11 protein-coding genes, 1 rRNA gene and 1 riboswitch are annotated in these 11,260 nt (G+C 69.3%); of the genes, 1 reads left to right on the forward strand and 11 read right to left on the reverse strand.

All coding sequences use genetic code 11. From position 1 onward, the window contains the following. Positions 1-85 precede the first annotated feature (85 nt). Positions 86-184: riboswitch (glycine riboswitch) on the reverse strand. A 113-nt stretch (positions 185-297) separates the two neighbouring features. Beyond that, entirely contained in the window at positions 298-669 is a 372-nt protein-coding gene (locus tag ACFXGI_RS01950; protein ID WP_384701769.1) for a PRC-barrel domain-containing protein, read from the forward strand. Here the strand turns inward: ACFXGI_RS01950 and ACFXGI_RS01955 are convergent. The 11 genes from ACFXGI_RS01955 to rrf form a co-directional block, all read right to left on the reverse strand. Continuing rightward, positions 666-2,159 carry a DNA polymerase IV gene (locus ACFXGI_RS01955; protein WP_384701772.1) on the reverse strand — a complete coding sequence of 498 codons (1,494 nt, stop codon included), beginning with the start codon at positions 2,157-2,159 and terminating at the stop codon, positions 666-668. The two genes, ACFXGI_RS01950 and ACFXGI_RS01955, sit on opposite strands and share 4 nt — an antisense overlap. 78 nt (positions 2,160-2,237) lie before the next feature. Further along, complete coding sequence (locus ACFXGI_RS01960; protein WP_384701775.1) at positions 2,238-2,876, reverse strand: MerR family transcriptional regulator; 639 nt, start codon at positions 2,874-2,876, stop codon at positions 2,238-2,240. Positions 2,877-3,068: 192 nt separating this feature from the next. Beyond that, positions 3,069-3,542, reverse strand: coding sequence for a bifunctional nuclease family protein (locus tag ACFXGI_RS01965; RefSeq protein ID WP_030009777.1), 474 nt, complete (start codon positions 3,540-3,542; stop codon positions 3,069-3,071). 63 nt (positions 3,543-3,605) lie between these two features. Continuing rightward, a complete protein-coding gene (locus tag ACFXGI_RS01970; protein ID WP_384701778.1) occupies positions 3,606-4,376 on the reverse strand; it encodes a MerR family transcriptional regulator in 771 nt (256 codons plus the stop codon). Between the two features lie 45 nt (positions 4,377-4,421). Then, the gene (locus ACFXGI_RS01975; RefSeq protein ID WP_078861325.1) at positions 4,422-5,318 is read right to left on the reverse strand and encodes an FHA domain-containing protein; all 897 of its coding nucleotides are present in this window, start codon (positions 5,316-5,318) and stop codon (positions 4,422-4,424) included. A 130-nt stretch (positions 5,319-5,448) separates the two neighbouring features. After that, complete coding sequence (locus ACFXGI_RS01980; protein ID WP_384701782.1) at positions 5,449-6,315, reverse strand: DUF881 domain-containing protein; 867 nt, start codon at positions 6,313-6,315, stop codon at positions 5,449-5,451. A gap of 5 nt (positions 6,316-6,320) precedes the next feature. Further along, entirely contained in the window at positions 6,321-6,653 is a 333-nt protein-coding gene (locus ACFXGI_RS01985; RefSeq protein WP_030158423.1) for a small basic family protein, read from the reverse strand. Next, entirely contained in the window at positions 6,650-7,558 is a 909-nt protein-coding gene (locus ACFXGI_RS01990; RefSeq protein WP_384701786.1) for a DUF881 domain-containing protein, read from the reverse strand. Before ACFXGI_RS01990 ends, ACFXGI_RS01985 begins: the two co-directional genes overlap by 4 nt. A 108-nt stretch (positions 7,559-7,666) precedes the next feature. Beyond that, entirely contained in the window at positions 7,667-10,162 is a 2,496-nt protein-coding gene (locus ACFXGI_RS01995; protein WP_384701789.1) for a sugar phosphate nucleotidyltransferase, read from the reverse strand. A 100-nt stretch (positions 10,163-10,262) separates the two neighbouring features. Further along, positions 10,263-10,853, reverse strand: coding sequence for a CDP-alcohol phosphatidyltransferase family protein (locus tag ACFXGI_RS02000; RefSeq protein ID WP_099893875.1), 591 nt, complete (start codon positions 10,851-10,853; stop codon positions 10,263-10,265). Positions 10,854-10,974: 121 nt separating this feature from the next. Then, a 5S ribosomal RNA gene (gene rrf, locus ACFXGI_RS02005) occupies positions 10,975-11,091 on the reverse strand. Between the last annotated feature and the right edge of the window lie 169 nt (positions 11,092-11,260).

Here is an 11,260-nt window from a genome sequence, read left to right on the forward strand (position 1 = left end):
TGGCCCGCGGATTCCGGCTTTCACCGTCGGTGAGGAGGGGAACCGGCACTGCGCCCGGTACCCGCCCCTGCTTTCCAGAGTGGCCTCTTCACGTGCGGTACGTATGCCTGAGAGATTCCGGGGAGGATTTGCTCCTTCGGCGCCTCCGTCGTACTCACTCGGAGGACTCTCCCGCACAGGGTCAACAGCCGTCACCCAGCCTACCAGCGAGGTTCCGGCACCTGCCTCGAGTGGCCTGCACTCCGGAAATGCCCTTCTGTAGTCATTACGGAGGAGTTGCGACCATATGGAGGGACCGTGCAGACCGACATCGATCCGCGCAGCCTGATCGGCCGCAAGGCGTTCGACCGCAACGGAACCAAGATCGGCACCGTCGACGAGGTCTACCTCGACGATGCCACGGGTGTGCCCGAATGGGCCGCCGTCCGGACGGGCCTGTTCAGCCGGGACGCCTTCGTCCCGCTGGAGCCGAGCGAGGTCGTCGACGACACCCTGCGGGTCCCCTTCGAGCGCTCCCTCATCAAGGACGCCCCGGACTTCGGCGTGGGCCGCCACCTCTCCCCCGAACAGGAGTTGCAGCTCTACCACCACTACGGACTGGACGTCTCCCTCCCGTCGGACATCCAGCGGGACTTCGGCCACCTGGCGAACGGGGACGACGCTCCCTAGGTCGTGCCTTGCCGACGAGCCGCTCCCCAGGCCGCCTCCGGATCGTCCAGCCCTACGAGGGGCAGGGGATCGGAGAGCTCCAGCTCGGGGTCCTCCACCCGGAAGGTGCGCACGCGGCCCGGCGCCGATCCGGGCTGCTCGAACCGCACGGTCACCCTCCCGACCCCGCTGCCCTGCACCCACCCGGGCCCGTAGACGGCGTGCAGTACGTCACTCCCGGCCGCCCAGCGCCGCTCCGGGGCCGGCTCGGGCTCCACGGTCGGCCCTGCGGACTCCACGGCCTCTGCAGACCCTCCAGGCCCTCCAAGCCCTCCAGCCGCTCCCGGCCCCGCGGTCTGCGCGGCACCATGGGGCTCGGCGGCCGTGCCCTCCGCAGCCGCCTCGGCGGCCGCCTCCGCCTCCGCCTCCGCCTCCGCGGCCATCGACTGCGCGAACAGGTCCTCCTGCGTGTAGTCGGCGAGGCCCGTCACGCCCACTCCCAGCAGCCGGACCCCGCCCGTGGTGTCCACCCCCTCCAGCAGCCGCGCCGCGGCCTCCCGCACCACCGCGGGGTCGTCGGTGGGCCCCCGCAGCGTCTCCGAGCGGGTCAGGGTCGAGAAGTCGTACCGCCGCACCTTCAGCACGATCGTGCGCCCCGAGTGCCCCGAGCCCCGCAGCCGCTGCACGCACCGGTCGGCGAGCCGCTGCACCTCGGTCCGGATCCGTACCCGGTCGTGCAGGTCCACGTCGAAGGTGTCCTCCACCGACACGGACTTCGCGTCGCGCTCGGCGACCACCGGCCGGTCGTCCAGCCCCAGCGCCATCCGGTACAGCCCGACCCCGTGCGAGCGCCCGACCATCCGGACCAGCTCGTCCTCGCCGGCCTCGGCCAGCTCCCCGACCGTGGTGATCCCGGCGCGCCGCAGGTGCTCCCCCGTGACGGGTCCCACCCCGGGCAGCGTCCGCACCGACATCGGGGCGAGGAGTTCCCGCTCGGTCCCCGGCTCGATCAGCAGCAGCCCGGCCGGCTTGGCCTCCTCGGACGCCACCTTGGCCAGCATCTTGGACCCCGCGAGCCCCACGGAGCCGCTCAGCCCGGTCACGGCCCGGATGTCCGCCCGCAGCCGCTCCCCCGTCTCCCTGGCGCTCTTCGAGTCGAAGGCGGTCCCGCCCGCCTCCAGGTCCACGAAGGCCTCGTCCAGGCTGAGGGGCTCCACCAGCGGGGACAGCTCCCTCAGCAGCCCCATGACGATCTCGCTGACCGCCTGGTACAGCCGGAAGCGCGGGATGAGGTACGCGCCGTTCGGGCAGAGCCGGCGCGCCTGGGCCGTCGGCATCGCCGAGTGCACCCCGAAGCGCCGGGCCTCGTACGAGGCGGTGGCGACCACCCCGCGCGGTCCGAGCCCGCCGACGATCACGGCCTTCCCGCGCAGGCTCGGCTTCGACGCCTGCTCCACGGAGGCGTAGAAGGCGTCCATGTCCAGGTGCAGGATGGTCGGCGCGGCTCTCACAGCCCCGATGCTGCCTCATGCCACTGACATTCGGCCGGGGCCGGGCCCGGCGTCCTCGGACCGCGCCGGGAAGGGTGCTCAGCCGGCCCGGTTGCGCCGCGCGGCCAGCTCGTCCGTCGAGTTGTGGCCGACCACCGTCTCGCCGGTGTCGACCCGCTCGCCGTGCAGCTGGGACAGTGCGTTCTCCACGTCGCGCCAGACCACGCCCACCGCGATGCCGAAGATGCCCTGCCCGCCCTGGAGCAGGCTCACGACCTGGTCCGGCGAGGTGCACTCGTACACGGTGGCGCCGTCGCTCATCAGCGTCATGCGCTCAAGATCCGAGAATCCGCGGTCGCGCAGGTGCTGGACGGCGGTCCGGATGTTCTGCAGCGCCACCCCGGTGTCCAGGAAGCGCTTGACGATCTTGAGGACGACTACGTCCCGGAAGCTGTAGAGCCGCTGCGTCCCGGAGCCGTACGCGGGGCGCACCGTGGGCTCCACCAGCCCGGTCCGCGCCCAGTAGTCGAGCTGGCGGTACGTGATGCCCGCCGCGGCGCACGCGGTCGGTCCCCGGTAGCCCACCTGCTCGGGTGCCGCGTCCGCGCCCGCAGGCGCGACCGGCGCACTGTCCGGCTGACGGCGCGCGGAACCCGCCGCACTGCCGTGGAGCGGGTACGGCCCACCGTCACTCCGCACGGGGGTGCCCCCGGTCGTACCGTCGCCCGTGACTCTCACGCCGACCCTCCGTCCTTGACCTGCCCCCTCGAAGGTAGGCAGTCACCAGGGGTGCGTCAACGATCGCCACACTCGGCACGCCGAGTGATAATCACCCTGAGAGTGGTTTCCCGTGTCCTGTACCGGGGAAAGGCTCACCGAATGGGCTGATACTCCCCCGTGGACACGCGGCGTGGACGGCGCGGTCGCGGCTCACTGCGGGCCGGTACCGAAGTCCTCCGGGGAGATCTGGTCGAGGAACTCGCGGAACTTCTCCACCTCGTCCTCCTGCTCGTCCGGAATGGCGATTCCGGCGTCGTCCAGCACGCCGTCGCTCCCGTAGATCGGCGTTCCGGTACGCAGGGCGAGCGCTATGGCGTCGGAAGGCCTCGCGCTCACCTCGACCCCGCTGGCGAAGACAAGCTCCGCGTAGAAGACGCCCTCCCGCAGATCCGTGATCCGGACCTCGGTGAGCTCCTCGCCGATCGCCTCCAGCACGTCCTTGAACAGGTCGTGCGTCAGCGGCCGGGCGGGGGCCATGCCCTGCTGCGCGAAGGCAATGGCGGTCGCCTCCCCTGGTCCGATCCAGATGGGGAGGTACCGGTCGCCTCCCACTTCACGCAGGAGCACGATCGGTTGGTTGGAGGGCATTTCCACCCGGACACCCACAACGTCGAGCTCGTTCACACAGCAACCCTAGGACCTGCTCGGCAGGTTTGGGTAGTCGGGCCCCCTCGGGGATCCCCGAGGTCAGCGCAGACGGACCCCGAGCGCGGTCTGTACCAAGGCCTCGTGGAGCCGTACGGACAGCCCCGCGAGCTCCTTCAAGGTCGCTTCGGCATGCGCCCTGGTCTGCGGGTTGCGGTGCCGCCGAAGAGGTGCCACGACCTGCTCCACCAGACCCGCCTCGCGGTCCGCGGCCGCCTTCATGGCGCGCAGGTGCCGCGGCTCCAGCCCGAACCGGCCCAGATCCGCCACCAGCCGGGCCACGGTGACCGTCTCGGCGTCGAACCCGCCGCCCGGGGCCTCGCCGATCAGCCCGTACGACTCCCACTCGGCGAGCTGCGCCTCCTCCACCTCGGCCGCGGCGAGCAGCTCGGCGCGCCTGACCCGGGCCGCGGTGGCCCGCTCCCGGCCCACTTCGCCGTAGACGGCGCAAGGGCTCGCGGGATCGACGGAGTCCCCGTGCGCCGTGGGCGCGGGGATGCGGATCTGTTCACCGCGCGCGAGCGCGTCCAGCTGCTCGCGGATGACCTTCAACGGCAGGTAGTGGTCCCGCTGCAGCCGCAGGATCCGGGCCAGCCGCTCGACGTCCTCGGTGCTGAACTTGCGGTATCCGGAAGGTGTGCGCCGGGGTTCGACGAGTCCCTCCGCCTCCAGGAAGCGGATCTTCGAGATCGTGACTTCGGGGAACTCGTCGCGCAGCAGGGTGAGCACCGTGCCGATGCTCACCAGCCGTCCGGCCGAGCCGCTGCCGGCGGTGCCGCTCTTCGGGGCACCGCCGGTGGGGATACGCAGCATGGGACCTTCCCTCTGGGGTTTCCCCCGGACGGAGTCCGGAGGAGGTCAGACGCCCCGCAGGCTCGCGTAGAAGACCAGCCGGTACTTGCCGATCTGCACCTCGTCGCCGTTGTGCAGGGCGACCGAGTCGATCGGCTCACGGTTCACGTACGTGCCGTTGAGGCTGCCCACGTCGGCGACGGTGAATCCGCCGTCCTGGCTCCTGCGGAACTCGACATGCCGCCGGGAGACCGTGACGTCGTCCAGGAAGATGTCGCTCTGCGGGTGCCGCCCCGCCGTGGTCAGCTCACCGTCCAAGAGGAAGCGGCTGCCGGAATTGGGGCCGCGCCGCACGATGAGCAGAGCGGAACCCGGAGGCAGAGCTTCCACCGCGGCCTGGGCCTCGGGGGACAGCGAGGACGACACGTGCTGTTGTCCCGACACCTCGGCCTCGTAGGCCTCGAGGCCCGAGATCGAGATGGTGGACGTGGTCTCCGAGGCACGCTCCGGCGTCAGGCCCGCCCGCAGCGGCGCGCCGCAGTTGGAGCAGAACCGGCTGGCCGCATCGCTGCGGTGTCCGCACCTGCTGCAAACCTGCTCGGCCGACATGGACGGCTCCTCGCGCCGCGGCTGCCCCGCGGAGGCATTGGTGGCATACGGGTCGGGGGCAAACCCTCCACCCGAACTTGAGGTTGATGGTTCACCGAAACCTATGCGTCCGGAACCGGCAGGGTCAACAGACGACGCGCCCGGCGCGCCCGAAACATCCCCCGCGCCGGCGACCTCGTCACGGAAGAGCGGCCGGTCGCCCTGCCCTTCCACCTCTCCCTGCCCCGCACGGTGCTTGGCCGCACCGCTTTCCTCGCGGTTCTTCTTGCCGAACAACTTCTCAAACAACTTCACGGGCGATTCCCCTTGAACGAAACAGACCCGCCCGTGGGGCAGGACGAACTCCGAATGCACATACCTGCCGACCCGGACATTCTCACAACGTCCGTAACCACCAGACAGTTTCCACCACGCGACACGACTTCAGTGCGCCGACCCCCCGCAGGCATCAGCCCGCGTGAGCCCGTCCGCACTCCGTCCCGCGTCACGACGATGACGACCGAGCGTAGTCAGGCTGCTTCGCAGCCCGCAAGGCATCCACAACGATCTTCGCCGACCGTGTGACGGCGACGGTGGCCTGTTCCTTCTCCAGCGTCTGCACGACACCGCCGGGAATGTTCAGGGCCGGCTCCAGATCCTGCGGCTTGCCGATCACCTTGAACTCATAAGGCTGTGTGATCTTCTTACCGTCGATGCCGATCCCGCCGCCCTGTTCCGAGAAGAACGAGCTCGCCACCATGCGCACACCGTTGACCTGGATCGCCTCGGCCCCGGCCGCCCGCAGCTCCTGAAGGGTGTCCAGCAGCTGGTCCGACTGCACCTGGCCCTTGGGATCGGTGATCTTCAGCGTGATGCCCGGTCCCTGCGCCGCCACCGTACCGGCCAGGATCCCGAGTTGGCGTTCCTTCTCGACCGTCTGCCGACGGGCCTCCTCGGCCTGGTTCGAGCTGCTCTCCAGCTCCTTGCGCTGGTCCTCCAGCCGCTGCTTCTCGTCCTCCAGGCGCTTGGTCCGCCCGTCGAGCTCGTCGAGGATCCGCACGAGGTCCTCCTGACGGGCCCCGCGCAGCGCGCTGGAGTCGCTGTTCGAGCGCACCTGGATGGCCAGGCCCAGCCCGAGGACGAACAGGAGCAGCGCGACGATCAGTTGGGCCCGGCTCACGCGCGGCGGCCACACCGACTCCACCAACCGCCGCCGACCGCTCTGCGCGGGCTCGGCGGGCTTCGCGTCCTGAGCGGCCTGGCCGGCCTCGGCTCCCTCACCTGCCGCCGGCCCTGCGGGCTTCGCCGGCTCGTCCTGCGGCGGCAGCTCAGAGCCCATCGGCTCCTCGGGCGGGTTGTCGTTCGTACTCATCGGCCTCACGCCCGGAACACGTGCCGGCGGATGGCCGCGGCGTTGGAGAAGATGCGGATGCCGAGGACCACGACCACACCGGTGGAGAGCTGCGAGCCGACGCCCAGCTTGTCGCCGAGGAAGACGATCAGCGCCGCGACCACGACGTTCGACAGGAACGACACCACGAAGACCTTGTCGACGAAGATGCCGTCCAGCATCGCGCGCAGGCCCCCGAACACCGCGTCCAGCGCCGCCACCACGGCGATCGGCAGATAAGGCTCGACGACGGCCGGCACTTCGGGCCGGACCAGAAGCCCGACCACCACTCCGGCCACCAGGCCCAGTACCGCGATCACGATGCACCCTTCTTCGGCTCTTCTGCTGTAGCTGTACGTACGGTCAGGCTCGACGCGGCCGGCAGCCGCAGCTCGTCCGCCGGGGACAAGGTGGCGCGGATCCCGTAGTTCTCCTGCAGGGCATGCAGGTACTGGCCGTCCGCGGAGTCCTGGAACGACGTCCCGAGCCGCTTCTTGTCCCCCACCGCCAGCACCTCGTACGGCGGCACCAGCGGCCTGTTGTCGACCAGTATCGCGTCACCCGCGGCCCGGATCGCCGACAACGCCGTCAACCGCTGCCCGTTGATCGAGATCGCTTCGGCGCCGGACTGCCACAGCCCGTTGACGATCTTCTGCATGTCCCGGTCCCGCAGCCGGCCGGTGTCCGAGAACCCGGCGTTCTCGCGCGGCTTGCCGCCACCGCCGGAAGAGGAACCCTTGGCGTCGTCCACGACCAGCTTCAGACCCGGTCCCTGGACCTCCGTCGCACCGGACAGCAGCGCCACGAGCTGCCCCTGGTCCCCGCCGTGCTGCTTGAGCGCTTCACGCTGGCGGCTCGCGACGTTCTCCCGGAGCCGCTCGATGTCCCGCTCCAGGCCGTCCGCGTGCTCGTCGGCCCGCTGCACCCGGTCGATCAGCTCCTGCCGCTCCTTGGCCAGCACCGGCGCGGCTATCCGCGCCTGGGCGGCACCCAGCGTGACGACCATGGCCGCGAGCACGAGGCCGGCGGCGAGCGCAAGCTTGGCCTTCAGGGTGCGCGGCAGACCCGCGGTGCCGTCCGCCTCGCGCCGGGCCGACGCTTGCGCATAGCCCTCGTCGAGACTGTGGTCCATCACGTGCGTCAGCAGCGACATGGACGCGTCCGGGCGCGCGGGAGGCGCCGGCGCCGAACTCCGGTTGTGGGGCGGCTGCGACATGCCGCTCATCGTCGCATGTCGGCGCCGCCCGCACCGAATGCGCCCGTCCGGTGGACAGGGAGCGACATCCGCCGCACCCCGCCCACCGGACGACACCGTCCCGTCAGCCGCGGGCGCTCAGTGCCCGCCGCCGTCCACGACGCCCGCCCACTCGTCCAGCAGCGCCTGCGCGGACGCGTCGTCGGGACCCTCCGCCCACAGGTGCGTGACCGCCTCCGCCGGGTCCGGCAGGACCAGCGCCCACCGCCCGTCGGCCTCGACCACCCGCACGCCGTCGGTGGTGTCCACCTGCCGGTCCCCGGCCGCCTCCACGACCCGCCGCATGACGAGCCCCTTCACCGCCCACGGAGTCGGCACGTCCCGCTTGAGTACATGGGCTCGCGGTATGCGCGCATCGATCTGGCTCAGCGTGAGCTGTGTCCGCGCCACCAGTCCGATCAGCTGGACGAACGCCGCCGACCCGTCGAAGACGCTGCTGAACTCCGGAACGATGTAGCCGCCCCGGCCGTCCCCGCCGAAGATCGTGTTCTCGGCCCGGCCCACACGCGTCAGGTCGTCGGGCGAGGTGGTCGTCCACTCCACCTGCGTCCCGTGGTACGCCGCCACCTGCTCGGCGATCCGGGTCGTGGTCACCGGCAGCGCCACCTTGCCGCTGCGCTTCTCCGCGGCCACCAGGTCGAGGAGTACGAGCAGCGCCCGGTCGTCCTCGATGATCCGACCGCGCTCGTCCACGAGGGAGATCCGCTCTCCCACCGGGTCGAACCGGACCCCGAAGGCGGCCCGCGCCGAGGCGACGATCTCCCCGAGCCGCACCAGCCCGGCCCGCCGGGACTCCGCGGTCTCCGTCGGCCGCGACTCGTCGAGCCCCGGGTTGATCGTCAGCGCGTCCACTTCGAGCCGGCCCAGCAAGCTGGGCAGGACCAGTCCGGCACTGCCGTTGGAGGCGTCCACGACCACCTTGAGACCGGAATCGGCGACACCGGTCGTGTCCACCCGCCTCAGCAGGGAACCTGTATAGGCGTCGAAGACGCTGCCCGGGAACTGCAGGTCGCCGATCTCGCCCGGGAACGCCCGCCGGTACTCCTGCCGCGCGTACACGCGGTCCAGCTTCCGCTGCTGCTGCAGCGAGAGGTCGGCTCCCCGCTCGTCCAGGAACATGATGTCGACCGAGTCCGGCACTCCGGGCGAGGTCCGCACCACGATCCCGCCCGCGGAACCCCGTGCGGTCTGCTGCCGCGCCACCGGCAGCGGTACGTTCTCCAAGTCCCGTACGTTGATCGCGCTGGCCTGCAGAGCCGAGATCACCGCCCGCTTGAGCGCTCTCGCGCCGCGGGAGTGGTCGCGGGCCGTGGTGACCGTGGCACCCTTCTTGAGGGTCGTCGCGTACGCGCCGGCGAGCCGGACCACCAGCTCGGGGGTGATCTCCACGTTCAGGATGCCGGTGACGCCACGGGCGCCGAACAGATGCGCCTGACCGCGTGACTCCCAGATCACCGACGTGTTGACGAAGGCGCCTGCCTCGATCGTCTTGAAGGGGTAGACCCGCACGTTCCCCTGGATGATCGATTCCTCACCGACCAGACACTCGTCACCGATGACGGCCCCGTCCTCGATCCGGGCGGCCCGCATGATGTCGGTGTTCTTGCCGATGACACATCCGCGCAGATTGCTGTGGGGCCCGATGTAGACGTTGTCGTGGATCACGGCCTTGTGCAGGAAGGCCCCGCTCTTCACGACGACGTTCGACCCGACGACGGTGTGCTCGCGGATCTCCACGCCCGCCTCGACCTTGGCGTAGTCCCCGATGTACAGCGGCCCGCGCAGCACGGCGTCAGGGCTCACCTCGGCGCCTTCGGCGATCCACACGCCGGGCGAGATCTCGAAGCCGTCCATCTCGACCTGGACCTTGCCTTCGAGTACGTCGGCCTGTGCCTTGACGTAGCTCTCGTGCGTGCCGACGTCTTCCCAGTAGCCCTCGGCCACATAGCCGTAGATGGGCCGGCCTTCCTTCATCAGCTGCGGGAAGACATCGCCGGACCAGTCGACCGGAACATCCGGGTCCACGTAATTGAAGACCTCGGGCTCCATCACGTAGATACCGGTGTTGACGGTGTCCGAGAACACCTGCCCCCACGTCGGCTTTTCGAGGAAGCGCTCGACCTTGCCTTCCTCGTCCACGATGGTGATGCCGAATTCCAGTGGGTTCGGCACCCGGGTCAGGCACACCGTGACGAGTGCGCCCTTCTGCTTGTGGAAGCGAATGAGATCGGTGAGGTCGAAGTCGGTGAGCGCATCGCCGGAAATGACGAGGAAGGCATCGTCCTTCAGGGCCTCCTCGGCGTTCTTCACGCTGCCGGCAGTGCCGAGTGGCTTCTCCTCGTTGGCATAGGTGAGCTCCATTCCGAGCTCCTCGCCGTCACCGAAGTAGTTCTTGACGAGTGACGCCAAGAACTGGACGGTAACAACGGTCTCGCTGAGCCCATGCCGCTTGAGCAGCCTGAGCACGTGCTCCATGATCGGCCGGTTGGCCACCGGCAGGAGCGGCTTGGGCATGCTTGAGGTCATGGGGCGAAGGCGAGTGCCTTCGCCACCGGCCATCACGACGGCCTTCATGTCGGGAGAGTCCTCCTTGGGAGACGACGTTCTCGCCGACCTCACCCGTCCCGGACGGTGACTCCGCAACTCCTCCGCGTCAGCCGCACGCCGAGCGAGCTCAATCGGCCGTGGCGTCCGCCTTCACAAGCCGGCGGACTTGCACCACGTAAAGGATTCCTGCCCACCAGTAGAGGGTTGTACCCCATCCGGCGAACGCCCATCCGAAAACTGACCCCATCCAGGCCAACCAACCCGTACCGTCACTGAGCAACAGCAGGGGGAAGGCGTACATCAGGTTGAAGGTCGCGGCCTTGCCGAGGAAGTTGACCTGCGGCGGCGGATAGCCGTGACGGCGCAGGATCCAGACCATGACCAGCAGCATCAGCTCACGGGCCACCAGGGCCCCGGTGAGCCACAGCGGCAGAATGTCTCGATAGGTCAGGCCGAAGAGCGTGGAGAGGATGTACAGCCTGTCCGCGGCAGGATCCAGCAGCCGGCCGAGGTTGCTGATCTGATTCCAGCGCCGCGCCAGCTTCCCGTCGAGGTAGTCACTGACCCCGCTGAGCATGAGCACGGCCAGTGCCCAGCCGTCGTGCTTCTCCAGAATCAGCCAGAGGAACAGGGGCACGCCGGCGAGACGAGCCATGCTCAGGATGTTCGGAATGGTGAAAATTCGGTCCGTCTGAACCCGAGTCTCCTGGACCTCCACCCGGGGGCCTCCACTGTTGAACGTACGAACGATGCCTCATGACCCTACAGGAACCGGCAGGGGCCCAGAACGCAGAAAAGCCCCGTACCGGATACCCGGTACGGGGCTTTCTACAATGATTGTTCGGCGGCGTCCTACTCTCCCACAGGGTCCCCCCTGCAGTACCATCGGCGCTGAAAGGCTTAGCTTCCGGGTTCGAAATGTAACCGGGCGTTTCCCTAACGCTATGACCACCGAAACCCTATCGGTTTCGAGCGAACAAGCACACTTTATAGTTGTGTTCCAGCTCTGAAACCAGCAACTGTTCGTTGCTTCAGAACTAACACAGTGGACGCGAGCAACTGAGGACAAGCCCTCGGCCTATTAGTACCAGTCAGCTCCACCCGTTACCGGGCTTCCACATCTGG

Source organism: Streptomyces sp. NPDC059355, from assembly GCF_042752335.1.
In the GTDB taxonomy this organism is placed as follows: Bacteria; Actinomycetota; Actinomycetes; order Streptomycetales; family Streptomycetaceae; genus Streptomyces.